Raw genomic sequence first — 25656 nt, 5'->3', positions numbered from 1 at the left:
ATGCCTCGCGACGAACTGCGCGTCGCCCTGATCGGCCACGCCTTCATGGGCGCCGCCCACTCCCAGGCGTGGCGCACCGCCCCGCACTTCTTCGACCTGCCCCTGGCCCCTCGGCGCGCGGTCGTGGTCGGCCGGGACGCGGCGCGTGCCGCCCTGGCCGCCGACCGCCTGGGATGGGAGGTGAGCGCGACCGACTGGCGGCAGGTCGTGCAGCGCGACGACATCGACCTGGTCGACATCTGCACGCCCGGCGACACCCACGCCGAGAGCGCATCGGCCGGGTCCGGCACGTGCGCGCCCAGTACCTTCAGGGCTGGCTCGCCGACGCGGCCACTCCGCTGTCCTGGCGCCTGGACAAGAAACAGGCCGGATCCGGCGCCCTGGGCGACATCGGCTCCCACATCGTCGACCTCACCCAGTACCTCACCGGAGAACACCTCACCGGCGTCATCGGGCTTCTCGACACGTTCGTCATCAAGCGGCCGCTGCCCGACGGCTCGGGCGAGACGGGCGCGGTCAGCGTGGACGACGCCGCTGTTACGCGACCCTGCCCGCCCTGGCCACCCTCCCCACCCACGCGGCCACCGTCCATGCCGACACCCTGGGCCTGACGGCCGTCACGCCGCCCCTGCCGATGCCTGAGTACACGGTCAGCTCGATCTGGCATGCCACTGTGACCGACGACCCCGCTCACGTCTGGCTCCGCAACCTGGTCGCTGCGCGCGCTGCACGGCCGTAGACACGGGCCCGAAGGGCACCCCGGCCGTTGCCTGGCCGAAATTCGTGCGAAACATACCCTCCCTAGGGTCGCCCGCACGTCGGTCATGGCTGCAACGGCCGACGGGTGACCGGCACTCCGGCGCTAACCAGCCACCTTTCACCGCGTTTTGAGGAGGAAGGATGGCTGTGCAGCCTCCTGCCGACACGCGCCCCCCAGAAGCCGCCGCGCACCCCGTCGACGTACGACCGCCCCTGCACCGCATGGTGCCGCTGAGCCTGCAGCATGTGCTCGTCGCTTACTCGGGCCTGGCCACCATGCCGCTGCTCGTGGGAGTCGCGCTGGATCTGCCGGATGACCGGATCCGGCTGCTGATCAGCGCGAACCTTCTGGTCAGCGGTCTGGCGACGCTGCTGCAGACACTCGGTTTCAAGTGGTTCGGGGCGCGGTTGCCGATCGTGATGGGGTCGACGTTCACCGCGATCACTCCGGCCGTGCTCATCGGCCAGGAGCACGGCCTGGCCGCAGTGTTCGGGGCGACCATCGTCGCCGGGCTCGTGACGGTGGCGGTCGCACCATGGTTCGGGCGGATCCTGCATCTGTTTCCGCCGCTCGTCACCGGCTCGGTCATCGCGGTCATCGGGTTCTCCCTGGTGCCCTCGGCGGCCGGGCTCATCACCGGAAGTGGGAACGAGGACGGCAGCGGCGCGCGAGGGCTCGCCCTCGCCGCCGTCACCGTCGCCCTCGTCGTCCTCGTCGAACGGCTGGCGCCCCCCGCCATGGCCCGCTTCTCCGTGCTGGTCGCGATGGCCGCCGGTGCGCTTCTGGCCGTACCCCTGGGCCTGTTCGACGGTTCGGCGGTCGGTGAGGCGCAGGCCCTGTCGGTGCCGGATCCGACCGCGTTCGGGGCGCCCACGTTCGTCGTGCCGGCGATCCTCGCCCTGCTCGTCGTGCAGGTGGTCAACATGGTCGAGTCGGTGGGTGACACCCTCGCCGTGGGACAGATCGTGGAGCGCGGCGACGACCCGGAAACCGTGGTGAGGGCGCTGCGCGCCGATGGGGCGGCCACCGTGGTCTCCGGCGGTTTCTCGTCCTTCCCGATCGTGACGTTCGGGCAGTCCGTCGGTCTGTTGAGCGTGACGCGGGTGATGAGCCGTCATGTCGTCGCGCTGTCCGGCGCGTTGATGGTGCTGCTCGCCTTCGTTCCCGTGCTCGGGGCGGCGGTTGCGGCGGTACCGGGACCTGTGCTCGGCGGGGTGTCACTCGTGACGTTCGGCACCGTGGGCGCGGTCGGGCTGCGGATCCTGAGCCGCGCCGACCTCTCCGACGGGCGCAATCTGCTGACGGCGGCACTCGCGTTCGGCCTCGGCATGATCCCGGTCGGCGCGCCCGACTTCTACGCGCCGCTGCCGTCGTACCTGCGCACCGTCCTGGACAGCGGCATCGCGGTGACCGGGATCGTCGCCTTCACGCTGAATCTGCTGTTCCACCACACGCGCCACACCCGTCGCGTCCTTCGTGGCAAGGAGCAGTCCTGATGTACATCGACACGATCACCGACGTCTGTGTGTGGAGCGGCGGGCGGTGGCTGGACGCCCGGGACGTGCACGTGGCGGACGGGCGGGTGACGGCAGTCGTCGGGGCCCGCGAACTGCCCCGTGGACAGCGGGTACTGGCGGCGGCGGGCGGGCATCTGATCCCGGGCCTCGTCAACACGCATACCCACCTCCACCAGGCGGGCATGCGCGGCATCGGCGAAGGCGAGCCGCTGCTGTCCTGGCTGCGAACCGTCGGCGAGGAGACCGTCGTGCTCACTCCCGAGCGCGCCTACGCAGCGGCCGCCGCCGCGGCGACGGAGGCTCTGCGCAGCGGCACCACCACCCTGGTGGACCACATGTGGCCGAACCCGTCCGCCGAGATCCACGAAGCGGTACTGCGCGCCCTTCATGACTCGGGGATCCGCGCGGTGCTGTGCCGCGGCGTGGCCGACCGGGCGGACCCGTCCCGCAAGTGGGGCTTCGACCCACGTCTCATGCAGCAGCTGGACAGCGCCCTCGCGCACACCGACGAGTTGGTGGACGCCACGGCGGGCAGCCGCGTCTCGGCGGGGCTCGCCGTGCCCAATCCGCGCTGCCTCACTCCTGCGGGAATGCGGCAGGTACGGACGTACGCCGAAGAGCGGGACCTGCCGGTGTCGATCCACCTCCTGGAGACGGGGACGGACGACTTGATGTGCCGGGAGCACACCGGTCAAGGAGCCGTGGAATACCTGGAGGCGGCCGGATTCCTGTGGGAGCGGCTGCTCGCCGTGCACTGTGTGGAGCTGGACGCGGCGGGCCGTGCGGCGCTCGCCCGCCACGGAGTCGGCGTCTCCTACAACCCGCTCAGCAATATGCGGCTGGGCAGCGGCATCGCCCCCGTGCTCGCCATGCGGGAAGCGGGACTTCGGGTAGGGCTCGGGGTCGACGGGGCCGCCAGCAACGACACCCAGGACATTCTGGAGGCCATGCGGATCGGGGCGTATCTGCAGCGTGCCGCGCACCGGCGGGCCGATCTGCTCGGCTTCGCGGAGATGCTGGCCATCGCCGCCGGCGGCGCCAACGAGGTGCTCGGGCTCGATTCCCGCGCGGACGGTGTGGTGGCCGGTGCCAGGGCCGACCTCGTCCTGCACCGCTTCGAGCGGGACTACGCATGCCTTCCGGTGCGCGATCCGGGCGCAACGCTGCTGACCTGCGCGAGCAGCCGGACCGTGGACACGGTCCTGGTGGCGGGAGAGGCGGTGGTGCGGGACGGGCGCAGTGCGCGCCTTTCCGAGGCGTTCCTGGTGGACCTGTTGACGCGATAACGGCCACCCTCTGGTGATGGTCCTTCGCATGGGGTGGGCGGCGCCGAGCGCACAGCATCGGGGGGTCCCGATTTCGGCCCGTACCGCCGCCACACCGACGTCATCGTTCGTCGTGGACGTGCTGTTGCAGTAACAGAACTGGTTCCCGGACGAAACATGGTGCCGCCAGGCTGGCTTCATCGCGCATGGCCCCTGTCGACGGGGCGTATGCCAGCCCACGGCGCCGGGCCCACGGACGGGTCCGAGGCCGACCGTGCCCGCGGGCCTCTGTGTGTCCGCGGTGGGGGTGCAGGGGCGGTGACTGCACCTCGTAGGACTTCGGGGAACACCACTCCGACGTACTCGGGAGTACTTGCCGCGATGACTGACATCACGACGCGTGCCATGCCGCACACGACGCCTCGATCGACGTACGGCCTCGCCGAACTCGACAAGGAGACCCGCATGGGCGGGGCCGGAACCGAGAACACCGCGCGGGAGATCCGCCGCATCGACCTCTCTGACTTCGAGGCCCGCAAGGCCGAGATCACCGAGGAGCTGTGGGCGGCGGCCACGGACATCGGGTTCTTCCAGCTGGTCAACCACGGCATCGAACAGGCCCTGGTGGACGAGGCGTTCATGAACGCCGAAGGATTCTTCGCGCTGCCCGAGGCCCACAAGGCCCGGCATGGGCTGAAGAAGGGCCTCAACTCCGGGTGGGAGTCCATGACCCAGGTCAGGCCGTCCGTCGGGACACCGGACCAGAAGGAGTCGTACCAGGTCACCCGCCCTCACATGGAGGGGCTCTGGCCCGACGACGTCCTGCCCGAATTCCGGCTGCGCGCGCTCGACTTCGAGACGCGCTGCCGCGAGGTGGCGATGCGGGTCCTGTCCTGCTTCGCCGACAAGCTGGGCTTCGCCTGCGACTTCTTCACCCGCGCCCACGACCCTCAGAGCATGCACTACCAGTCCACCCTGCGGATGCTGCACTACTTCGCGATCCCCGAGGACGCCGAGCCCGCACCGAACGTGTGGCGGGCCGGTGCGCACACCGACTTCGACTGCCTGACGCTGCTCTTCCAGCAGGACGGGCAGGGCGGGCTGCAGGTGTGCCCGGGAAAGGAGGCCGAGGCCCAGGAGTGGACTCCCGTGGTGCCCTCGGCCGACGCCATCACCTGCAACATCGGCGACATGCTGATGCGGTGGAGCGACGACCGGCTTCCGTCCAACTTCCACCGGGTCAAGTCCCCGGGCCCGGGCGAGGACCGGGGCGCCCGCTACAGCATCGCCTTCTTCGCCCAGGCCGACCGTGACGTGGTGATCGAGGGGCCGGACGGCCGGTATCCGCCGATCACGGCGGAGCAATACATCCAGCAGCGCATCGCTGCCAACTTCGCACGATAGAGGTGCCGTTGTGATGACGTCCGCGAAGAAGCGGGAGCCGTTCGGGCGGCTCGCGGTGCTGGGTCTCCAGCACGTCCTGGTGATGTACACGGGCTGCGTCACGGTGCCGCTCGTCTTCGGCGCGGCCACCGGGCTCGATGCCGCGACCATCGCTCTGCTCATCAACGCGGACCTGCTGGTCGCGGGCGTCGTCACCATGATCCAGGGCGCGGGCGTCGGGCGGGTGCTCGGCGTCCGCATGCCCGTGATGGCCGGCGCGGCCTTCACCGCCGTGGCGCCGATGATCCTGATCGCCGGTGAGTACGGGCTCCAGGCCGTATACGGCTCGATGCTCGCCGCCGGGATCTTCGGCCTGCTCGCCGCCTGGCCGTTCGCCAAGGCAGCGCGCTTCTTCCCGCCGCTGGTGAGCGGTGTGGTGATCACCGTGGTCGGCCTGGCGCTGATCGGTGTCGGCGTCAACCTTGTCGTCGGCAGCGACCCCGAGGCGGCGGACTACGCGGCGCCGTCGCGCCTCGCCCTCGCCGCCTTCGTCGTCATCGTGATCCTGCTGGTGGCGAGGTTCGGCCGGGGCTTTCTGGCCCAGACCGGCGTCCTGCTCGGGCTGCTGGCCGGTACCGCGGTCGCGGTACCGCTGGGTCTGGTGGACCCGTCAGCCGCCCGTGACGCCGACTGGATCGGGGTGAGCGCTCCGTTCCACTTCGGCGCGCCCGAGTTCCCACCGGTCGCGGTCATCTCGATGTGTGTCGTGATGCTGGTCCTGTTCGCCGAGTCGACCGCGGACCTGATCGCGGTCGCCGAACTCACCGGCAAGAAGCTGACGACCGCGGACATGGCGCGCGGGCTGGCCGCCGACGGACTGTCCGGGGTGCTCGGCGGAGTGATGAACGCCTTCGTCGACACCGTCTTCGCCCAGAACGTGGGCCTGGTGTCGATGACCCGGGTGCGCAGCCGCCATGTGGCCACCGTCGCGGGCGCCATCCTGGTTGCCCTGGGTCTGGTCCCCAAGCTGGGGGCGGTGGTGGCCGGGCTGCCCGGGCCGGTCGTGGGCGCAGCGGGACTGGTCATGTTCGCCACGGTCGCCGCCGTCGGTATCAGCACACTGCGGAAGGTCGAGTTCGAGGGAACGCAGAACCTGCTGATCATCGCCGTGTCGATCGGCGTGGGCATGGCGCCCGACGTGGCACCGGACCTCTACTCCCGTTTCCCGGACGGTGTGCGTATCGTGCTGGGCTCACCGGTGACGAGCGCGACCCTGATCGCGTTCGGGCTGAACCTGACCTTCAACCGGACCCGCCCGGCACGTACGGCGGACGACGAGGCAGAGGGAGAGAAGCAGACTCGGCCGACGTCTACCTCCCCGGCGGAATACGTCCCATAGCGCGGGTGTCAGGGCGACTGCGCACGTCATCGGCGCGGGCTCGGGTCGTCGGGGTGCTGGTCGTCGGTGCCGGGTGCGTCCTGGACCGCGAGGATACGGACGCGGTCGCGGACCGCCCCTGCCGCCACTCGCCTGAGTACGGGGACTCAGGCCCCTGCCGCCGAGCGCGCGGGGGACCCTTTGGAGGATCGGTGGGAGCGTCCGCCTCGGCGTCCTTCGACCGCCGCTAACCTACGGTCTCGCATTGATGGAGCGCGCACTCTGGCGCATGACCAGGTGTGTGCCGAGTGTGACGCTCTGGTCGGAGTGCAACGGGTCGTCGCGGTGCAACGCCATCCGCACCGCGGTGCGGCCCAGTTCGTCGAAGGGCACGTGCACGGAAGTCAGCGGTGGGTAGAGGTCGGCGCAGATCGGCTCGTCGTTGTAGCCGATGAGCGACAGGTCGTCCGGAATGGACAGGCCGGCCTCGCGGGCGGCGGCCATCGCGCCGGCCGCGAGGTAGTCGTCGAAGCAGAACGCCGCGGTGTAAGGCAGTGGCCCGGCGGCCAGGTGGGTGCGCACGGTCTCGTAACCGAACGGCCGGTCGGCACGTCCGATGTAGAGGAGTCCCGGATCCGGGGTGATGCCGTGGTCCTCGTGCGCGCGGCGGTATCCGGCGATACGCAGGTTGGTCGTGGTGTGGTCACGGAGGCCGCCGAGGAGGGCGATGCGCCGGTGGCCGAGGGACAGCAGGTGGCTGACGGCCGCGTGGGCGCCGCCTTCGTTGTCGTAGTCCACGACCGTGATCGGCAGGTCGGGCGCGGGGGCGGGGCGACCGCAGAGCACCAGCCGTGAGCCGTTGGCGTCGAGGACTCGGGCGAAGCGGGAGATGCGCTCGGCGTAGTGCGGCGTGACCAACGTTCCGCCGATGAGTACGACCGCCTCGGTGTTGTGCTGGCGCAGTGTCTCCAGCAGCGCCATCTCCCGGTCCGGGTCGTTCCTGGTGGAACAGACGATGCAGAGCCGATTCTCGTTGACGGCCTGCTCTTCGATGCCGCCGGCGACCCGGTTGTGGAACTGCCAGGACAGTGTCGGCAACAGGACCGCCACGGTGCGTGAGTGCGGTGCCGACAAGGCGCGCGCCTGGGCGTTGACCACGTAGTCGAGATCTCTGATGGCCCGCTGCACGCGTGCCTGAGCCGTGGGGGAGACCGGGCGGTTGCCGGTCAGGACCCGGGAGACGGTCGCCGGGGAGACGCCGGCTCGGGCGGCGACGTCGCGGATGGTGGCGGCACGCGGAGCCGCGTCCTGGCTGTCGTGCATACCTGAAGTATACGGTTGCCTGTTTGTTTCCTCCGGAGACAACGGGCTCACTTGAGCATCCCCACGGTGAGGCCGGCCTGGATGCGCCGCTGGAGCATCAGATACAGGGCGATCACGGGGACGGCGGCGATGACGAGTCCGGCGAACAGGGCACTCCAGTCCGCCTCGTAGCCCTGCTGGCTGGAGAGGCTCGCCAGGCCCTGGGACAGGACGTACTTGTCGCGGTCGGTGTTGAGCGCGACGGGCAGCAGGTACTGGTTCCACATGCCGAGGAAGTTGAAGATGCCGACCGACAGCAGACCGGGCTTGGCCATGGGCAGCATGACTCGGAAGAATATGGCCTCCTGCGAGGCGCCGTCGATGAGGGCGGCCTCGGCGACAGCCGTGGGCAGGGTGCGGAAGAAACTGGTCAGGAAGAAGACGGTGAACGGCAGCGCGTACGCCGTGTAGACCAGGATCATGCCGTGGTAACTGCCGAGCAGGCCGAGGTTCTTGACGATGAAGAAGAGCGGGACGAGGGCGAGGACGAGGGGGAAGGCCATGCCGGCGATGAACATGTAGTAGATCAGCCGGGATCCGGGGAAGGTGAACCGGGCCAGCACGTAGGCGACCATCGAACCCAGGATCATCGTGAGGGCCAGCGCGCCGAACACGACGACGACGGTGTTGACGAAGAAGTCGCCGATGCTCGCCTGGGACCAGGCCCGGGCGAAGTTGTCGACGTGCCAGGTGCTGGGGAGCTGCCACGGGTTGCCGAACAGCTCGCGGTTGTCCTTGAACGCGCTGATCAAGGCCCACAGCAGAGGCACGGTGGACAGCAGGGCCCAGACGGCTAGCAGAGCGTGGGTCACGCCGTTGGCCAGGTGAGCGCCGGGGCGGGTGCGGTGGGGCCGAGTCGTCATCGGGTCGGCCTCAGCACTCGGTAGTTCGGCCGGGGGAGCGTCGGGCCGGGTGCGGTGGGGCGAAGTCGTCATGGGGGTGGCCTCAGAACTCGATCGTGGTCTTCTTGCGGGAGGTGCCGAAGGTGAGCGCTGTCATGAGCAGGCTCAGCAGGCTCAGCAGTACACCGATCGCGGTGGCGTAGCCGAAGTTGCCTTCGTGGAACGCGGACAGGTACAGGTACTGGGACAGCACCATGGTGGAGTTGTCAGGGCCGCCGGACGGGGCCAGAACCATGAACAGCGCGAACGCGTCGAGGGCGTGGATGCCCAGATATATCCAGGCGACCTGGACGGTCTCCCGCAGCAGCGGCAGGGTGATGCGGGTCAGCGTCTGGAACCGTCCGGCGCCGTCCAGTTCGGCGGCCTCGAAGATGTCCTTCGGAATTGACTGCATCGCGGCGCTGAACAGGACGACATAGAACCCCACGCCGGCCCAGACCATCACGCCGATCAACGCCCACAGCGCGACGGCCGGGTCGCCGAGCCAGGAGTGCGCCAGCCCGCCCAGCCCGATCGCCTCCAGCCCTCCGTTGAGCAGCCCGATCTGCGGGTTGTAGATGAACTGCCAGAGAATCGCCGTGATCACCACGGGGAGGATGTGCGGAAGGAAGTAGACGCGGCGGTAGAAGACCGAGCCGCGGGCTCCCGCCACCTTGCCCCCCGAGCCGCCGACGTTGAGCATGGCGGCGAAGAACAGTCCGAGCACGATCGTGACCAGCGGCACCACCAGCAGAAGCAGCCCGTTGTGTGCCAGGGCCCGCCAGAAGTCCGGGTCCTGAAGCAGGCGTTGGAAGTTGTCGAACCCGACGAAGGGCTTGTCGGCGGTGAACCCCGACCAGCTGGTCAGCGAGATCTGGAACGCCTGCGCGTAGGGGGAGACCACCAGCACCGCGTACAGGGTGAGCGGCAGTGCCAGGAAGAGGAGGATGATTCGGGTTTTTCCGTGGTTCACGAACGACTCCGGAAGTAGGGAGACGGGGTCTGCCGCCACAACCCCGTGGGGGCGGCAGACCCGATCCGGCTAGCGCTTGAACTTCGTGATGGAGGAGTCGGCGGCGACGTCGTCGGCCGCGGCCTGCATCGTGGAGAGGAAGTCGGACGCGTCGGTGCGCCCGGCGAGCAGGTTGGCGATCTCGGTCTTCAGCGTGGCGCTCAGGTCGGCGTACCAGCCGAGGAACTGGTAGGCGTACAGGTCGTCGCCGGCCGCGGCGATGGCCTTCGTCACCGATCCCAGCGCGGTGGAACCGAAGTCCTCGTCCCCCGTCGCCCCCTTGACGACGGTGAGGGCACTGGTCGTCTTCGTGAAATTGACCGCGGCCTCCTTGGAGAGCATGGTCCGCAGGAACTCCTTGCCGCCACGGACGTTCTTGGCCTTGGCCGGGACGACGAAGATCTCCCCGGCGACGGCGTGCAGCGCGGTCTGCGGCAGGCTGCCGGTCGCCGAGAGCGGGGGGACCGCGCCGAAGACCATGTCGAACCCGTCCGGGGTGATTGCCTTCATCTCGTTCTCGATGTACGAACCGGCGTGGTACATCGCGGCCTTGCCCTGCACCCACGCGGTCTGTGCCTGGGTGTGGTCCAGCCCCTCGCTGCCCTTGAGGAAGTACCCGGACGAGGCCAGTGAGGCGATCGCCTCGGCGGCGGCCTTCATCGGCTCGGCCTGCCACGAGTTGGCTTCCAGATTGTCGATCGCCTTGACCACGTCGACCCCGCCCTGCTTGACCGCGAGGGCCATCAGCGAGCTGAAGAAGTAGTCGGCCGCCGTCGTGCCGCCGTACGCGAACGGTGCGATGCCCGCCTTCTTGATCTTGGCGGCCAGCGCGGTCAGGCCGTCCCAGGTGGTCGGCCAGGTCCAGCCGTGCTGGTCGAACAGCGTCTTGGAGTACCAGAAGCCGTTGACGGTGAATACGTACGGAAGGCCCATCACCTTGCCGTCGAACGTGGTGGCGTCCAGCGCGCCCGGCAGGAGGGTGTCCTCGACCGTGGTGTCCGGGTCGTCGAACGAGGGGGCCTTCAGCAGGTCGGCCAGGTCGGCCAGCTGGCCGTCGTCGACCAGCGTGCCCATCGCTATCTTCTTGCCCCCGCTGTTGTCGAAGACGTCCGGCGGGTCGCCGGCGACGAACCGCGGCTGCAGCTCGGTCCCGATCTCGGTGATGCCGGAGTGGCTGATCTTCGCCTTCGGGAACTTCTTGCCGTACAGCTTCTCGTCGAACTTGGCATAGTCGTCGCTGTAGCCGCCCTTGAAGACGACGACATCCAGCGCGGCGTCCTCCGCGACGCCGAACGGGTTGTCGGCGGTGACCTTGCCTTCAGCCGCGGTGTTGCTGTCGCCGCCGGAGCCGGCGCACGCGGTCAGCAGGCCGGCGCCGGACACGGCGAGGGCGGCTGCCGCTGTGGATCTCAGCAGGGCCCGCCGTGAGAAAGCCGGGGGGAGGGTGTTCACTTGGTGCCTCTCCTTCATTGCGATGGGACGGTATTGCGATGGGGACGGCGCCGGACCGGCCAGGTCAGGCCAGCAGCGCCAGCTGGTCGCCGTGGACGCGCCCGTGCAGGGGCTGGCCGGCGGCGAGGCGTTCGATCTCGGCCACTGCGAACTCGCCGAGCCGACGTATCTCGGTGCCCATCGCCCCGGCCACATGTGGCGTGACCGTGACGTTGGGCAGCGCCAGCAGCGGGTGGCCGACGGGCAGGGGTTCGGGGTCGGTGACATCCAGCACGGCGTCGATCCGGCCGGTGGCGCAGTGCCGGAGCAGCGCCTCGGTGTCGATCAGCTGTCCGCGCGCGGTATTGATCAGGACGGCGCCGTCACGCAGCAGCGCGAGACGGCGGTCGTCGAGCAGGTGGTGGGTCTCGGGCAGGGCTGGTGCGTGCAGGCTGACCACGTCGCTGCGGCGCAGCAGTTCGTCCAGCTCGACCAGTTGCACCTGTCCGGCCGGAAGCAGCTCGACCGCCGCGCGCGCGTCCAGGGTCGGGTCGCTGACCAGTAGATGAAAGCCGTGCGGGGCGAGCAGCTCCAGAACCAGACGACCGGTCCGGGAGGCGCCGACGACCCCGACGACCCGTTCGTGGTTGCCGGTGTCGTCGGCGAGCTTGTTCTTGTAGTGGCCCCGCGAGTACGCGTCGGCCAGTCGGAAGGCGCGCTTGCCCGCGAGCAGGATCGCGCTGACGGTGTATTGCGCGACCGGGAAGGCGTTGGCGGAAACCGCGGAGGAGACGAGGATTTCTCGCTTCCAGACCTCGGGCGTGAGGTGGTGCTTGACCGACCCCGCGGCGTGCACGATCGCGCGCAGCCGGGGTGCGGCGTCGAGGACGTCGCGGTCGACGAGGGGACAGCCCCAGCCGGTGAGAAGCACGTCCACGTTCACCAGGCGCTCTCTGGTGGCCGGATCGGTGAAGTCGGTGATGACGTGGGGCTGTACGGCCGCGCTCTCCTCCAGCCGGGCGACGAGCGTCTCGGTGAGGGCGAGGGTGGCGACCTCAGGCTGCATCGCGATCGCGACGGTCATGCGGCGGCTCACCGGTTCACTGCTCCTCAGGGAAGGCGGTTGCTTCTGTGTGTGCAACCGGTTTCATATTTGGGCCTCGTCAAAGTAGAGGCCATCGAGATGCTGCGTCAAGAGACGGCAGGGAGGAGACGATTTCGCCCTGAAAATCGGCTAAGAGTTGGGAACGACGATGGTCGGGGGGATTGCCTCTCATGATGAAACCGGTTTACCGTCCCCGCCAACTGGCCTGCCCCAGCTACCGGGGGAGCTGGACAACCGTCCACCGCGGACGCCTGCGTCCGCCTGACCGCACCCCGCACGGGGTGCGGAGGGGATCCCCGATGCTCACTCGCCGACAGTTGCTGCAAGTCGCCACCGCCACGGCCGGCATCACCCTGGGTCTGGCCGCGACCGGTGCGCCGCCGGCCTTCGCCGCCGACGAGTACGACACCCTGCGCCTGCGCTGGATCGACAAGACCCTGCTGGGTACCGGCTACGACTCCTCGGACGAGCCGTTCGCCACCCTCCTCGCCCTCATCGGCAGCACCGCGACCGGCTTCCTGACTGACATGAACCCGATCAGTGCGTCGCTCTGGGACGACCTGCCGGTCGGCAGCGTCAGTGGCAACGTCACCTCCAGCTATGTGCGCCTGAAGTGGATGGCCCAGGCGTGGGCCTTCGACGGCACCGGGCTGACCGGGGACGCCGATCTCCTCTCCGCCCTCCTGGCCGGTCTGGACTGGATGTACGCCAACGCCTACACCCCGACGGCCACCACCTACGACAACTGGTGGGACTGGCAGATCGGCGCACCGCGCCTCTCGCTGGACATCGCCTGCCTGCTGTACGCCGAGCTCAGCAGCGGCCAACTCGCCGACTACTACGAGGCGATCGACGCCTTCGTGCCGGATTCGGCGGTCTCCTCCTACAGCGGGGTCAGCACCGGAGCGAACCGGGTCGACCTGTGCCGCGTGCTCATCCTGCGCGGCGTCCTCGCCAAGAGCTCGGCGAAGATCACCACCGGGGTCGCCGGACTCTCACCGGTGTTCCCGCTGGTCAGCAGTGGCGACGGGTTCTACGCCGACGGCTCGTTCATCCAGCACACCACCGTGCCCTACACCGGGTCCTACGGCTCCGTTCTGATCAGCGGACTGGCCGGCCTGCTGTCGCTGCTGGCGGGATCGAGCTGGGAGGTGACCGACGACAACCGGCAGCTCCTCTTCGACGCCGTCACCGACGCCTTCGCCCCGTTCCTGTTCAACGGGCTGATGATGGACGGCGTGTCCGGGCGGGCGATCAGCCGCGGCGTCAAGGTCGTCGACAATCCGCTGAGGATTCAGCAGGACGACCACGTTCGCGGCCATCTCGTCATCGCAAGCATCCTGATGCTGGCGGACGCCGCCTCGGCCACCGAGGCCGCCACGTGGAACGCGATGGCCAGAGGCTGGCTGGAGCGCGACTACTGGGCGCCGCTGCTCGAGGACTCGTACCAGACGCTTCCCGTCCTGGCACTCGGCAAGTCCGTTCTCGAGGACACCTCGATCACCCCGACCGCCGAACCGGTCGCCGCCCGGGTCTTCGGCAGCATGGACCGCGCCACCCACCGACGCGGCTCCTGGGCCCTCGCCGTCTCCATGTGCTCAGGTCGGACCGCGTTCCACGAGTGCATCAACGGCGAGAACCTGCACGGCTGGCACACCAGCTCCGGAATGACCTACTGGTGGGGCGACACCTACGGCAACGGCCAGTACTCCGACGCGTACTGGCCGACCGTCAACCCGTACCGTCTGCCCGGCACGACCGTGTCCCGCATCCCGCTGTCGGACGGCCAAGGCGGCTCCCGGCCGGCGCCGTCATCGAGCGTCGTCTGGGTCGGCGGCGCCACCGACGGCACCTACAGCTCGCTCGGCCAGGACACCCGCGGCCTCGGCTCCACACTGGTAGCCAAGAAGTCCTGGTTCTGCCTCGACGACCAGGTCGTCTGCCTGGGCGCCGGGATCACCGCCACCGACGGATACACCGTCGAGACCACTGCCGACAACCGCAACCTCGGCGCCACTGCCTCCAACGGGCTGGTCGTCGACGGGGTCGCCCAGTCGACCACGCTGGGCTGGTCCGCCACCTTCACCGGCGCCTCCTGGGCGTCGATCAACGGGGTCGGCGGCTACGTCTTCCCCGGCGGGGCTACTGTGAAGGCGCTGCGCGAGGCCCGCACCGGCGCCTGGAGCGACCTCAACACCGGGAGTTCGACCACCTCCCTGACCCGCCGTTACCTGACCCTGTGGTTCGACCACGGCACCGATCCCACCGCCGCCGCCTACAGCTACATCCTCCTGCCCGGCGCCACGTCCACGGTCACTGCCGCCCGCGCCGCCGCCCCGACGGTGAGCGTCCTGGCCAACACCAGCTCCATCCAGGCGGTCACGGACACCGCCACCGGCGTGACCGCCGCCAATTTCTTCGCCGCCGGCACCGCGGGCCGGATCACCGTCTCGGCCCCCTGCTCCGTGCTCATACGGGAGTCCGACGACGCGCTGTCGGTCAGCGTCGCCGACCCCACCCGCGCCGCCGCCATCATCACCGTGACCATCAACGGCAGCGGATACACCAAGGCCACCGCGGACGACGGCGTCAGCGTCGTCGGCCTGTCTCCCCTCACGCTGATCGTGGAGGTCGGCGGCGCCCAGGGCGCCTCCCGCACCATCACGTTCGGCACCGGCACGACCGTCACCGCCGGCGGATACACCAAGCTCACCCCGACCGCGGACGCGTACGTCCGCGACGGCTCCTACGCCGGCACCAACTACGGCAGCACCACCGACCTGGACATCAAGTCCACCAGCAGCACCGGATACAACCGCCGGTCCTTCCTCAAGTTCGACCTGTCCGGCCTGGCTGCCACGCCCAGGCGCGCGGTGCTGTGGGTCCAGGGGGCCACCTCCGATTCCGCCGGCACCCAGGCCACCGTCACCGGGTACGCGGTGAGCAGCGACAGATGGACTGAGACCGGCCTGACCTGGAACACCCAGCCGGCCCTGGGCAGCGCGCTCTCCTCCGGCTCGATCGGCAGCGCCAAGGACTGGATCCCGATCGACGTCACCAGCCACATCCAGACCCAGTACGCCGGCGACGGGACCGCGACGGTCGCCCTCGCCGAGGCCTCGGCGGGGGTCCTCGTCCTCCTGGCCGGCCGGGCCAATTCCACGAATCCGCCGTTCTTGCAGGTCATCACGGGATGATCCGGCTGATGGAAACATTGGAAACCGGTTGCACACCGCAGGGTTTGATCCATACGATGGTGGCCATGCCCGCCCCGTCACAGCTGTTCGGCCCAGCCCCCACCACCCGGGAGGGCTGGGCCGACGCGCTGCTCGCCCTTGTCGCACCGGCCACGTGCCTGGCGGCCGCCGGACCCGAGCGCGTGCCGGTCTATCCGAGCATGAGCGACCGTGGGGCGGTCTGGTTCGAACTCGTCGCCCGCCCGCTGTGGGGACTCGCCGGGCACGCCGCCGGCGGCCTGTCCGGCGCGGACCGGCAGTGGGACGAACTGCGCAGCGCGCTGGCCGCCGCCGTCGACCCCGAACATCCCTGGTACGCCGGCCGACCGGCCGACATGGACCAGCGCCTCGTCGAATCCGCCGCCGTCGGCTACGCCCTCGCCGTCGCGAAGGACCAGCTCTGGGATCCCCTCACCGAACGGCAGCGGGAACAGCTCGCCGACTGGCTGTCGGCGGCGGCGTCGGCAACACCCTTTGACAACAACTGGTGTTTCTTTCCTGTGCTCGCCGCCGTCGGACTGCGTTCGGTGGGCGTACCCGTGGACGAGGCGCGGGTGGCCGCGCACCTGGATCGCATCGAGGACTTCGCACTGAGTGACGGCTGGTATGCCGACGGGCCCGGCACGCCCGAGCGGCCCGGCTCCCGCGACTACTACGTCCCGTTCGGGTTCCATTTCTACGGGCTCCTGCTGGCGTCGTTGAAGGCGGTCGACGACGAGCGGGGCCGGCGCTACCGGCAGCGGGCGACCGAGTTCGCGGCGCAGTTCCAGCACTGGTTCGCCGCCGACGGAGCCGCCGTGCCCTTCGGCCGCAGCCTCGGCTACCGGTTCGCCCAGGGCTCCTTCTGGTCGGTACTGGCCGCGGCCGACCTGCCCGCCGTCGACTGGGCCACCGCGCGCACCCTGGCTCAGCGCAACCTCGGCTGGTGGTGGCAGCAGCCGATCCTTGCCGAGGACGGCTCCCTCACCGTCGGCTACGCCTACCCGAACACCGGTGTCGTCGAGCAGTACATGGCCGGCGGGTCGCCGTACTGGGGCATGAAGATCTTCGCGAGCCTCGCCGCGGCCGACGATCATCCGTTCTGGACGGCGACGCCCGCGTCGGACCTGCCTCCTCGCGTCAGCCCGCAACCGGCCGCGGCGGTGATCCTCGCGCGGGACGCGGCGGGGGATGTCACCGCGCTCGCCGGGCAGAACGCGCCCGGCTGGAACCCCCGTGGCGGGAACGCCAAGTACGCGAAGTTCACCTACTCCACCCTCGCCGGGGTCAGCGTGCCCACCGGTGAACCGTCCCTGGAGCAGGGCGGCTTCGACAGTGCGCTGGCCCTGTCCGACGACGGCGAATGCTGGCGTGCGCGTTCCGCCGGAGAGTCCCGGATCGAGGGCGAAACCCTCGTCGTGCGCTGGCAGCCGTGGCTGGACGTGGTCGTCGAAACCCGACTGTGGCACGACGGCGGTGGGCACGTCCGCGAGCACCGCATCACCACCGGGCGTCGGCTGTACACGGCGGAAGGCGGGTTCTGCGTCCCGAAGACCGGCCTAGGGGCGACGCCCCACAACGTCACGGAGCGCCCCGGCCTGGCCCGGGCAGCGGCCGACACGACCGTCAGCGAGATCGTCTGCCTGACGGTCGACGAACCACCACGCGACGGCGTCGTCGTGCTGCAGATGCCGGGCTCCCACCTTCTGCACCCGCGCACGGTCCTTCCGGCTCTTCGAGGCGTCCTCGATCCCGGCGAGCACACCCTGCGTTGCCGTGTTTCCCTCACCCGCCGGTGATGGCAGCGCCATCCGAAGGGTCAGCGGGTTGCGATAAAAGATCGTTTTCTAGCACTGGAGCGTGCATGTCCACCAGACAGGTTCTCGTGTACACAGCGACCGCCGCATACCGGCACGAGTCCATTCCCGCCGCCGTCGCCGCCTTCGGCGAGCTGGGCGCCGAGCACGGTTTCAAGGTCCACGCCACCGAGGAGCCGCTGCGTTCCCTCGACGGGTACGACGCGGTCGTGTTCCTGTCGACCAGCGGCGAGGTCCTCGACGAACCGGGCCGGGTGGCACTGCTCGATCACATCGCGGGAGGCGGGGGATTCCTGGGCGTTCACTCCGCTGCCTGTACCGAGTACGAGTGGCCTGCCTACGGCGAACTCCTCGGCGCCAGGTTCGCCGGACATCCCCCGGTGCAGCCGGCCGTACTCACCGTCGACCGCTCGCATCCGGCCACCGCACACCTTCCCCGGCAATGGCACTGGACCGACGAGTGGTACGACTTCAGGACACCACCCCGCGACGTCACGGTCCTGGCCACCGTCGACGAAGCGACCTACACCGGCGGCGGTATGGGCGCCGACCATCCCCTCGTCTGGCACCGGCGCCACGGCCGCGGACGCAGCTTCTACACCGCGCTCGGCCATGCGATCGAGGCCTACGGCGACCCGGTCTTCCGGGCCCACCTGCTCGGCGCCCTGCGATGGGTCGCCTCCTGGCCGGAGGGTACGGAGCGTTTGCCGGGGCGTTCCATGTGAAAGGCGTCGCCCGAGACGGCGCTCGGGCTACGTACAACGGACAGCGCAGCACCGCCTGACCCATCAGTGCGAAGGCATGCCCGAGTGCGTGCCACTCCCCGCAGGGGAAGGCGAACCGGCCACCCTGGCTGTCGAATACGGCCGATCCGGAGCCAGGGTCGCGGGCCTTCTGCACTGTCCCGTCGCTCCTGGTTCGGCGTTCTAGCGAGGCGCGTTCTGTACGGCGAGGATACGCACCCCGAGGACGTCCTGATTTTCCGTCAGAACTCGCCAGCGGTGCGGGGTTCCGCCTGCGTAGAGCAGGCTGTCGCCGGTGTGGAGGCGGTGCAGTTCGCGGCCGCTGGGGCCCAGTAGGTCGACCTCGATCGCACCGTGCACCACGTAGAGGAACTCATCGCCCGGGTGGTCGTAGTACTCCTCGAAGCCGGTGGGTCCTCCGGTGTACTCGGCCGGGTGGACGGCGAATTGGGGTGCCCCGAGCATCCGGGCCGAGCCGCCGCTGTTGGCGACAGGGGTACCGGTCCCTTCCCGTACGACATGGATGTCGGCGGGGGAGGTGGCCGAGTGCGCCAGCAGGGCCTGCTGGGTGGTGCCGAGCGCCTGGGCGATCCGGTGCAGCGAGGGCATGCTCGGGCGGGTCAGCCCGCGCTCCAGCTGGCTGAGGAAGGGGTGTGAAAGGCCCGCGCTGCCCGCGAGTTGGACAAGGGTCAGGCCGCGTCTCTTGCGCAGCCGACGGATCGCGTTGCCGAGCTGCTGGTCCGGATCGGCGGGGGTTTCGGTGGGGCGGTCTGCCATGGCGGAAATCCTAAGCGGTCACTTCAGGTGGGATTTACTCCTGCGAAACACATGTCTCCTACGCTCAATGTTGATGTGACGAACATTCTAGGCGAGGAGCTCGAATGACCGCGACCACCGCTGACCGACCCGCCACGGCGGGATTCCTCGATGCCATGGCCGCCCTCGCCGGCGGCGTCTGCGTGGTCACCGCCACCGCAGCCGATGGCACACCGGCCGGATTCACCAGCACCGCCGTGATGAGCCTCAGCCGCACACCGCAACTGCTTGCAATCAGCGTCCAGCGCGGCAGCCGCACTCTGCCACTGCTCCAGGACGGCGGCAGGTTCGCCCTCAACATCCTCGCCGCGGACGGCGAATCCGTTTCGCGGCGGTTCGCCGATCCAGCCGCCGACCGGTTTGCCGGGCTGGAGTGGACGGCGGGGGAAGGTGGTGTCCCGCTGCTGCTCGCGCAGAGTGCGTATGCCGTGCTGTGCCGCGTACGGGAAGAGGTGGCGGCCGGGGATCACCTGCTGCTGATAGCCGGCATCGAGGAGATCGTCCCAGGGCAGGGCGGCGCCGGCGCCCTCGTCCACCACGCCCGCCGCTATCACGGCGTCGGCGCATGAGCGGGCGTGGCTGGTTCTCCGTACGGCCGGCCGGGCCCGGGACCTTCCTCATCGCCGAGCCCGGACACGTCAACAGCTATCTCGTCCTCGGTGACGACCTCGCCCTGCTCTACGACACCGGGATGGGCATCGGCGACATCGGGCGCGAGGTGCGGGCACTGACCTCACTGCCGCTGATCGTCGTCAACTCCCACCACCACTTCGACCACCGGGGAGGCAACGCGTCACTCGTGGGTGAGGCCAAGGACTTCGCCGTCCACGAGGCGGGCGCGGACCTGCACGGCGAGCCCGCGCCCCTCGAGTGGCTCGAGGCCTACGGGCACATAGCCCATGAGATGCGGCAGCGCTACACCGAGCTGAGTGCGCTCTGCGCCGAGGGCTTCTTCCTCACCGATTCACGGATCGAGGTGCGGCCCGTCCCCGAACTGACCCAGTGGCGCATCGACGCGGTGCGCCCGACCCGGCTGCTCCGGGAAGGGGAGCAGCTCGATCTGGGCGGGCGCAGGCTGCATGTCCTGCACACCCCCGGCCACTCGCCCGACGGCGTCTGCCTCTGGGAGCCTGAGACCGGTCTGCTCCTCGCCGGCGACACCCTGATCAGCGGAACCTTCTTCGCTCATGTCCCGGGTGCCGATGTGCCCGCCTTCGCCGCGTCGACCCGACGCCTGGCCGAACTCCCGGTCGCAACAGCGCTGTTGGGGCACAATCTGCGCCACAGCGAGGACCACTACTTCGTGGGGCGGGTCGCCGAAGCCTTCGACCAAGTGGTACGCGGACGGACCCGCCCGGTCCGTCGTCAGGACATGTTCGGCGCGCCCGCGATGTGGCACGCCTTCGACGGCTTCGCGGTACTCACGGCACCGGAGAACGAGGAGGCACGATGACGGCGACGGCACTGCTGCTCCGCGGGGCGCGGCTGCCCGAAGGACAGGTCCGGGACGTACTGATCGAGGACGGGCGGGTGTCGGCCGTCGCGCCGGCCGGTCAACTCCCCTCCTTGTGCGAGGAGATGGACCTCTTCGGCTTCCTGCTGCTGCCCGCCCCCGCCGAACCCCACGCCCACCTCGACAAGGCCCTCACCTGGGACCTGGCCGGTGCGCCGCCCTGCGACCTGCCGGGGGCGGTCGCCGCCTGGCACGGCTATGCCGAGCGGGTGACGGAGGAGGACGTGCTGGTCAGAGCCCGCCGCGCGCTGCACGAGCTGGTCGCCAACGGTGCCACCGCCGTCCGCACCCACGCCGACGTCCTGCCCGGACCCGATCCGCTCCGGGGGCTGCGGGCGCTGCTGCGGCTGCGCGAGGAGTCGAGCGAGCGGGTCACGCTGCAGATCGCCGTACTGCATATCGACGCGCCTGATGAAGTCCTCGACGAGGCACTGGAGTTGGGGGCCGACCTGCTCGGTGGCTGCCCGCACCTCTCCGACGACCCACAGGCCGCCGTCGCCCGCGCCCTGACCATCGCCGAGCGGCACGGCGTCGGCGTCGATCTGCACGCGGACGAGCATCTCCGCCCGGACCCGAAGGATCTGCTGCTGCTCGCCCAGGCGGTGCGCGAGCGGGGCTTCGCCCACGGCGCGACCGCCAGCCACTGCGTGGGCCTGGGCGGTCTGGACCCGGCCGAGGCCGCCCGGATCGCCAAGGAGGCAGCGGCATCCCGGATCGGGGTCGTCGCACTGCCGCTCACCAACCTCTACCTCCAGGGCCGCGATACCCCTGCCCGCACCCCGCGCGGTCTGACTGCTGTACGTGCCCTCCTCGACGCGGGCGTTCCCTTGGCCGGGGGCGGCGACAACATCCGCGACCCCTTCAACCCGGTAGGCAGGGCCGACCCCCTGGAGACCGCCGGACTCCTCGTCGCGGCAGGTCACTTGACGCTGCCCGAGGCCGTCCACGCGGTGACCACAGGCGCCCGCACGGTCCTCGGGCTACCCGCCGCAGGGCCGTACGAGGGTGCGATCGCCGACCTCCTCGCCGTACGGACCGACTCGCTCTCCGGGGCTGTCGGCGCCTCGTACCCGGACCGGATCGTCTTCAAGGGCGGGCGAGCGGTGAGCCGTACCACGGTGGTCCGCGAAGCGCTCTGACTGGTCCAGGACGTACACGCCCGGGACATCACCGCGAAACAATGAATGTTGATGCTACGAACATCGGTGAATGCATCACAGAGACCAGAAGGAAGGAGCCACCGTGGCGACAGCGGTGCAGACGGCGCTGAGTTTCGTAGCCGTCGACAAGCGTTTCGGCAGCGGGACCACCGCGCTCTCGGGCGTGGACCTCCGCGTCGCGGCAGGGGAGTTCGTGGCGGTCGTGGGCCCCTCCGGATGCGGCAAATCCACCCTGCTGCGGCTCGCCTCCGGGCTGGATGTCCCCAGTGGGGGCGAGATCGACACCCCGGGAGGGGATGTCGGTTATGTCTTCCAGGACGCCACCCTGCTGCCCTGGCGCAGTGTTCTCGCCAATGTGGCGCTGCCCTCCGAACTGGCCGGCCGCCCCAAGGCGGAACGGCGCGAGCGCGCCATGGACGTCATTCGCCTCGTCGGCCTGGACGGCTTCGAGGAACAGCTGCCGGGACAGCTGTCGGGCGGCATGCGGATGCGGGTCTCGCTGGCCCGCGCGCTGATGATGCGCCCCGCGCTCTTCCTCTTCGACGAACCCTTCGGGGCGCTGGACGAGATGACCCGGCTTCGTATGCAGGAGGAGCTCCAGCGGATCTTCGCCGAGACGGGATTCGCGGGCCTCTTCATCACGCACTCGGTCACCGAGGCGGTGTTCCTGGCCAACCGGGTGGTGGTGATGTCGGACCGCCCGGGACGGATCACCGCGGAGTTCGACGTGCCGTTCGCCCACCCCAGGCCGGCTTCGCTGCGCTACGAGGCGGAGTTCGCCGCAATAGCGGGCGCGGTGTCCGCAGCCCTGCGAGGAGATGCCCAGTGACCACAGACACCCTGACCGCCGCGCCGGTCGTCACCGCTGCCGCCGAGGGTCCCGCGCCCGTACGCAAGCGCCGCAGCCGGGTCGCCGTACTGGCCCCCGCCGGCTCGCTCGTCGTCGCCATCGGGCTCTGGTACGCGGTGAGCTACCTGCTGCTCGCTCCCGGCCGCCGCTTCCTCGTACCGCCCCCGCACCAGGTCCTCCAGGTCGCCGTCCTCGACTGGACCCATCTGCAGCCCATGCTCCAGGCCCTCGCCCTCACCGCCCAGGTGGCCCTCGCCGGGCTCGCCATTGCCGCCGTCTTCGGTATCACCGGGGCGGTCGTGATGAGCCGCGCCCGCTGGCTGGAGCGGTCGCTCTACCCGTACGCCGTCATCCTGCAGACCGTTCCGATCCTCGCCATCGTCCCCCTCGTCGGACTCTGGTTCGGTTTCGGCTTCACCAGCCGAGTCGTCGTCTGCGTTCTCATCGCGCTCTTCCCGCTGATCGCCAACACCCTCTTCGGGCTGCAGTCCGTGGACCGGGCCCACCACGACCTCTTCACCCTCCAGAAGGCGAGCCGCTGGGCCCGGCTGAGCAAACTGGAACTGCCCGCCGCACTCCCTGCCATCTTCACCGGGCTGCGGACCTCCTCCGGCCTTTCCGTCATCGGCGCCATCGTCGGCGACATGTTCTTCAAGCAGGGTGCGGCCGGCATCGGCACTCTCCTGGACGTCTACCGCTCACGCCTCCAGTCCGAGGACCTCTTCGCAGCGATCCTCCTCGCCTCACTCTTCGGGGTCGCCGTCTTCGCCCTCTTCACCCTCCTGTCCCGCCTTGTCGTCGGCTCGTGGCACGCGTCCGGCCGCAGCTGACCACCCTCTTCAGAGCCCCTTCCGGGAGACAGTCATGCCACTTTCCGCAGCGTCGACCCCCTCCGGACGACGCCTTGTCACGGGACTGAGCACCTCGCTCCTCCTGCTCGCCGCCACCGGCTGCGGCGCCGGCGCCACCGCCGCAGGGTCGTCCGCCGACCTCAAGCCCGCCCCCGCCTCCCAGCGCCTCGACACGGTCTGCCCCGCCACCGTCGTCGTCCAGGCCGACTGGGAGCCCGAGGCAGAACACGGCCCGCTCTACAACCTCGTCGGCCCCGGTTACACCGTCGACACCGACAAGAAGCGCGTCACGGGCCCGCTCGTCATCGGCGGCAAGGACACCGGTGTCAAGATCCAGATACGGGCGGGCGGCAGCGCAGTCGGCTTCCAGAGCCCCGCCTCGCAGATGTACATCGACCAGTCCATCACCCTCGGCATGGTCACCACCGACAGCGCCATTCAGGCCGCGGGCAAGCAGCCCGTCACCGCGGTCACGGCATTGATGAAGAAGAGCCCGCAGGTGCTGATGTGGGACCCCAGGACCCACCCGGACTGGAAGACCGTCGCCGACATCGGCAAGAGCAACGCCAAGGTCGTCTACCGGGACGGCGAGACATTCGCCCCGATGCTCGTGGCGAAGGGACTCATCAAGAAGAGCCAACTGGACGGGAGTTACGACAGCGCACCCTCCCGCTTCGTCGCCGACCCCTCCATCGCCCAGCAGGGCTTCGCGACCGCCGAACCGTACCTCTACGAGCACGAGATCGGCGCCTGGAGGAAGCCGGTCGGGTTCCAGCTGCTTTCCGACGTCGGCTACACGGTCTACCCGCAGGCGCTCTCGGTACGGACCGGCGCCCTGAAGAAGCTCAGCCCCTGTCTGGAGAAGCTCGTCCCCGTCATCCAGCAGTCGGCCGCCGACTTCGCCGCCGCACCGGACACAGCGGTCACGCTCATCGACGACATCGTGAAGCAGTACGGCACCAGCTGGGTCTACTCCAAGGGCACCGGCCAGTACGCCGCCAAGGAGATGGTCAAGCTCGGCATCCTCGGCAACGAGGCCGACGGATCGATCGCGAGCTTCGACAAGAAGCGGGTGACCGACTCCCTGAAGACCTTCGGGCCGATCCTCACCGAGAGCGGCGTCAAGATCCCGGCCGGGCTGAGCGCCGACGATCTGGCAACCAACGCATTCATCGACACCAAGATCGGAATGAAGTGATGGCCGTCGACCCCAAGGGCACGACCCTCTCCGCTGCCGAACTGCGCCGGATGACCGAACTGGTCGTGGACGATGCGGTATCGGACGCCGGAGGACGTACCACGCACCGCACCCCCGGCATCGAGGAATTCTGTATGGAGGCCGCCTCACTCCTGGGTGAGGATGCCGTCGTACGCGAGGACTCCGCCCTCGACAAGGCGTCCCGCGACTGGGCGCACATGTCGCCGATCCTCGCCGCCAAGCTCCCCGCCGGTCGCGCCGAGGTGGTGCTGCGACCGTCCTCGTACGAGCAGGTCCAGCCCCTTGTCGCCCTCGCCCACCGCCTGCGCATCCCGCTCACCCCGCGCGGCAAGGGAACCGGCAACTACGGCCAGGCGATCCCGCTGCACGGCGGTGCCGTCCTCGACCTCACCGGATGCGGACGCATCCTGGGTGCGGGCGACGGGTGGATCAGGGCCGAGGCGGGCGCAAAGATGTCCGACCTGGAGGCGCATGCGCGCACGCTGGGCCAGGAGCTGTGGATGTTCCCCTCCACCTTCGGGACGTCACTCGGCGGTTTCCTCTGCGGTGGGAACGGCGGCACGGGATCGCTGGCCAACGGCACCAACGGGGATGGCTTTGTACGAGAGTTGACCGTCGTCCCGTGCACGGAAGAGGCCGAGCCCTTCACCGTACGCGGCGAGGAGGCCCTCCCGTACATACACGCCTACGGCACCACCGGCATCACCACGACCGCGACCGTCGCACTCCAGCCGGCCCGCACCTGGACGGGGCTCTTCACCTCCTTCGACACCTGGACCTCCGCCACCGCCGCCCTCGCCGACCTCGTACGCCTGGAACCCGCCCCGCGCCTCGTCTCCCTCGACGAGCCCGGCCTCGTCGAGACCTTCGAGGCCGACCCGGCACTCGACCCGACCGCCCTGAGCGTCCGCGCAATCATCGAGGAGCAGGCCGACGGAGACGCCCGCGCGATCATCGAGAAGCACGGCGGACGCGTGGCGGAGATACGTCCCGCACCGCGCGGCCCCGCCCTCATCTCCTCGCTCTCCTTCAACCACCCCACGTACCACCTGATGAACGCCAAGGACGGCTACTTCCACCTGGAGATCGGCGGCGACGTACTGCTCGGCGACCCGACGGCGGTCAAGGCGGTCTACCCCGGGACGGTGCTGCACCTGGAGGGCATGCGCTCGGGGACCGTCGGCATGCTGATGGCGCACTACAAGGACGAGGCCACCGTGTACGAGGGGATCACCGCCCTGGAGGCGCTGGGCGTCGGCGTCCACGACGTCCACAACTGGTACGTCGACCGGCGCATCGAACTTGCCCGCGCCACCGCCCGCACGGCCGACCCGCTGGGGCTGCTCAACCCCGGCCACCTCCTGGGAGCGCACTGACC

Annotated in this window: 20 protein-coding genes and 1 pseudogene; 15 read left to right on the top strand and 6 right to left on the bottom strand. The window is 69.6% G+C overall.

Annotation, left to right across the window (positions count from 1 at the left end):
* The 5 genes and pseudogenes from ACIBCU_RS20470 to ACIBCU_RS20450 all read left to right on the top strand — a co-directional run.
* Window positions 1-539: pseudogene (locus tag ACIBCU_RS20470) on the top strand (Gfo/Idh/MocA family protein); the annotation flags it as partial.
* A gap of 361 nt (window positions 540-900) precedes the next feature.
* Complete coding sequence (locus tag ACIBCU_RS20465; protein WP_399232899.1) at window positions 901-2256, top strand: uracil-xanthine permease family protein; 1356 nt, start codon at window positions 901-903, stop codon at window positions 2254-2256.
* Window positions 2256-3563, top strand: coding sequence for an amidohydrolase family protein (locus tag ACIBCU_RS20460; RefSeq protein WP_399232897.1), 1308 nt, complete (start codon window positions 2256-2258; stop codon window positions 3561-3563). Before ACIBCU_RS20465 ends, ACIBCU_RS20460 begins: the two co-directional genes overlap by 1 nt.
* Window positions 3564-3923: 360 nt before the next feature.
* Window positions 3924-4946: an isopenicillin N synthase family dioxygenase gene (locus ACIBCU_RS20455; RefSeq protein WP_399232895.1), complete on the top strand. Its 1023-nt coding sequence runs from the start codon at window positions 3924-3926 to the stop codon at window positions 4944-4946.
* A gap of 13 nt (window positions 4947-4959) precedes the next feature.
* Window positions 4960-6324: a nucleobase:cation symporter-2 family protein gene (locus ACIBCU_RS20450; protein WP_362931045.1), complete on the top strand. Its 1365-nt coding sequence runs from the start codon at window positions 4960-4962 to the stop codon at window positions 6322-6324.
* 231 nt (window positions 6325-6555) lie between these two features.
* Here the strand turns inward: ACIBCU_RS20450 and ACIBCU_RS20445 are convergent, their stop codons facing one another.
* The 5 genes from ACIBCU_RS20445 to ACIBCU_RS20425 all read right to left on the bottom strand — a co-directional run bounded on the left by ACIBCU_RS20445 (window position 6556) and on the right by ACIBCU_RS20425 (window position 12085).
* On the bottom strand, window positions 6556-7626 hold the full coding sequence (locus tag ACIBCU_RS20445; protein WP_362931047.1) for a LacI family DNA-binding transcriptional regulator: 1071 nt from the start codon (window positions 7624-7626) through the stop codon (window positions 6556-6558).
* A gap of 47 nt (window positions 7627-7673) precedes the next feature.
* On the bottom strand, window positions 7674-8600 hold the full coding sequence (locus ACIBCU_RS20440; protein WP_399232892.1) for a carbohydrate ABC transporter permease: 927 nt from the start codon (window positions 8598-8600) through the stop codon (window positions 7674-7676).
* Window positions 8601-8610: 10 nt separating this feature from the next.
* Window positions 8611-9519 carry a sugar ABC transporter permease gene (locus ACIBCU_RS20435; RefSeq protein ID WP_362931051.1) on the bottom strand — a complete coding sequence of 303 codons (909 nt, stop codon included), beginning with the start codon at window positions 9517-9519 and terminating at the stop codon, window positions 8611-8613.
* Window positions 9520-9588: 69 nt separating this feature from the next.
* Window positions 9589-11010, bottom strand: a complete 1422-nt coding sequence (gene ngcE / locus ACIBCU_RS20430; protein WP_399232890.1) for an N-acetylglucosamine/diacetylchitobiose ABC transporter substrate-binding protein — start codon at window positions 11008-11010, stop codon at window positions 9589-9591.
* A 64-nt stretch (window positions 11011-11074) separates the two neighbouring features.
* Window positions 11075-12085, bottom strand: coding sequence for a hydroxyacid dehydrogenase (locus tag ACIBCU_RS20425; RefSeq protein ID WP_399232888.1), 1011 nt, complete (start codon window positions 12083-12085; stop codon window positions 11075-11077).
* A 308-nt stretch (window positions 12086-12393) separates the two neighbouring features.
* Between ACIBCU_RS20425 and ACIBCU_RS20420 the strand changes: the two genes are divergently transcribed.
* From ACIBCU_RS20420 to ACIBCU_RS20410, 3 genes are all read left to right on the top strand, one after another.
* Entirely contained in the window at window positions 12394-15291 is a 2898-nt protein-coding gene (locus tag ACIBCU_RS20420) for a polysaccharide lyase family 8 super-sandwich domain-containing protein (RefSeq protein WP_399232886.1), read from the top strand.
* A gap of 65 nt (window positions 15292-15356) precedes the next feature.
* Window positions 15357-17108 carry a DUF2264 domain-containing protein gene (locus ACIBCU_RS20415; RefSeq protein ID WP_399232883.1) on the top strand — a complete coding sequence of 584 codons (1752 nt, stop codon included), beginning with the start codon at window positions 15357-15359 and terminating at the stop codon, window positions 17106-17108.
* Between the two features lie 65 nt (window positions 17109-17173).
* Window positions 17174-17851, top strand: coding sequence for a ThuA domain-containing protein (locus ACIBCU_RS20410; RefSeq protein WP_362931061.1), 678 nt, complete (start codon window positions 17174-17176; stop codon window positions 17849-17851).
* 201 nt (window positions 17852-18052) lie between these two features.
* Here ACIBCU_RS20410 and ACIBCU_RS20405 read toward each other — a convergent pair whose 3' ends face one another.
* The gene (locus ACIBCU_RS20405) at window positions 18053-18646 is read right to left on the bottom strand and encodes an XRE family transcriptional regulator (protein WP_362931063.1); all 594 of its coding nucleotides are present in this window, start codon (window positions 18644-18646) and stop codon (window positions 18053-18055) included.
* A 104-nt stretch (window positions 18647-18750) separates the two neighbouring features.
* Between ACIBCU_RS20405 and ACIBCU_RS20400 the strand changes: the two genes are divergently transcribed.
* The 7 genes from ACIBCU_RS20400 to ACIBCU_RS20370 all read left to right on the top strand — a co-directional run bounded on the left by ACIBCU_RS20400 (window position 18751) and on the right by ACIBCU_RS20370 (window position 25654).
* Window positions 18751-19254, top strand: coding sequence for a flavin reductase family protein (locus ACIBCU_RS20400; protein ID WP_362931065.1), 504 nt, complete (start codon window positions 18751-18753; stop codon window positions 19252-19254).
* Window positions 19251-20138 (top strand): MBL fold metallo-hydrolase, encoded by an 888-nt coding sequence (locus tag ACIBCU_RS20395; RefSeq protein WP_362931067.1) that lies wholly within the window; start codon window positions 19251-19253, stop codon window positions 20136-20138. Before ACIBCU_RS20400 ends, ACIBCU_RS20395 begins: the two co-directional genes overlap by 4 nt.
* Window positions 20135-21337 carry an amidohydrolase family protein gene (locus tag ACIBCU_RS20390; RefSeq protein ID WP_399232879.1) on the top strand — a complete coding sequence of 401 codons (1203 nt, stop codon included), beginning with the start codon at window positions 20135-20137 and terminating at the stop codon, window positions 21335-21337. The genes ACIBCU_RS20395 and ACIBCU_RS20390 overlap by 4 nt, the downstream gene beginning before the upstream one ends.
* A 103-nt stretch (window positions 21338-21440) precedes the next feature.
* Complete coding sequence (locus tag ACIBCU_RS20385; RefSeq protein WP_399232877.1) at window positions 21441-22187, top strand: ABC transporter ATP-binding protein; 747 nt, start codon at window positions 21441-21443, stop codon at window positions 22185-22187.
* Window positions 22184-23038, top strand: a complete 855-nt coding sequence (locus tag ACIBCU_RS20380; protein WP_399232875.1) for an ABC transporter permease — start codon at window positions 22184-22186, stop codon at window positions 23036-23038. The genes ACIBCU_RS20385 and ACIBCU_RS20380 overlap by 4 nt, the downstream gene beginning before the upstream one ends.
* A gap of 34 nt (window positions 23039-23072) precedes the next feature.
* Window positions 23073-24257, top strand: coding sequence for a hypothetical protein (locus tag ACIBCU_RS20375; RefSeq protein ID WP_399232873.1), 1185 nt, complete (start codon window positions 23073-23075; stop codon window positions 24255-24257).
* Window positions 24257-25654 (top strand): FAD-binding oxidoreductase, encoded by a 1398-nt coding sequence (locus ACIBCU_RS20370; protein ID WP_399232871.1) that lies wholly within the window; start codon window positions 24257-24259, stop codon window positions 25652-25654. The genes ACIBCU_RS20375 and ACIBCU_RS20370 overlap by 1 nt, the downstream gene beginning before the upstream one ends.
* Window positions 25655-25656: the final 2 nt, after the last annotated feature.

Source organism: Streptomyces sp. NPDC051064 (assembly GCF_044455985.1).
Lineage (GTDB): Bacteria > Actinomycetota > Actinomycetes > Streptomycetales > Streptomycetaceae > Streptomyces.
This window is presented reverse-complemented; position numbering and strand designations above follow the sequence as displayed.

Bases quoted from the DNA above. Each gene is read 5' to 3' on its own strand.
- ACIBCU_RS20405 (WP_362931063.1), bottom strand. From the start codon at position 18,646: ATGGCAGACCGCCCCACCGAAACCCCCGCCGATCCGGACCAGCAGCTC.
- ACIBCU_RS20460 (WP_399232897.1), top strand. From the start codon at position 2,256: ATGTACATCGACACGATCACCGACGTCTGTGTGTGGAGCGGCGGGCGG.
- ACIBCU_RS20465 (WP_399232899.1), top strand. From the start codon at position 901: ATGGCTGTGCAGCCTCCTGCCGACACGCGCCCCCCAGAAGCCGCCGCG.
- ACIBCU_RS20390 (WP_399232879.1), top strand. From the start codon at position 20,135: ATGACGGCGACGGCACTGCTGCTCCGCGGGGCGCGGCTGCCCGAAGGA.
- ACIBCU_RS20450 (WP_362931045.1), top strand. From the start codon at position 4,960: ATGACGTCCGCGAAGAAGCGGGAGCCGTTCGGGCGGCTCGCGGTGCTG.
- ACIBCU_RS20375 (WP_399232873.1), top strand. From the start codon at position 23,073: ATGCCACTTTCCGCAGCGTCGACCCCCTCCGGACGACGCCTTGTCACG.
- ACIBCU_RS20395 (WP_362931067.1), top strand. From the start codon at position 19,251: ATGAGCGGGCGTGGCTGGTTCTCCGTACGGCCGGCCGGGCCCGGGACC.
- ACIBCU_RS20400 (WP_362931065.1), top strand. From the start codon at position 18,751: ATGACCGCGACCACCGCTGACCGACCCGCCACGGCGGGATTCCTCGAT.
- ACIBCU_RS20455 (WP_399232895.1), top strand. From the start codon at position 3,924: ATGACTGACATCACGACGCGTGCCATGCCGCACACGACGCCTCGATCG.
- ACIBCU_RS20410 (WP_362931061.1), top strand. From the start codon at position 17,174: ATGTCCACCAGACAGGTTCTCGTGTACACAGCGACCGCCGCATACCGG.
- ACIBCU_RS20440 (WP_399232892.1), bottom strand. From the start codon at position 8,600: ATGACGACTTCGCCCCACCGCACCCGGCCCGACGCTCCCCCGGCCGAA.
- ACIBCU_RS20370 (WP_399232871.1), top strand. From the start codon at position 24,257: ATGGCCGTCGACCCCAAGGGCACGACCCTCTCCGCTGCCGAACTGCGC.
- ACIBCU_RS20415 (WP_399232883.1), top strand. From the start codon at position 15,357: ATGCCCGCCCCGTCACAGCTGTTCGGCCCAGCCCCCACCACCCGGGAG.
- ACIBCU_RS20445 (WP_362931047.1), bottom strand. From the start codon at position 7,626: ATGCACGACAGCCAGGACGCGGCTCCGCGTGCCGCCACCATCCGCGAC.
- ACIBCU_RS20420 (WP_399232886.1), top strand. From the start codon at position 12,394: ATGCTCACTCGCCGACAGTTGCTGCAAGTCGCCACCGCCACGGCCGGC.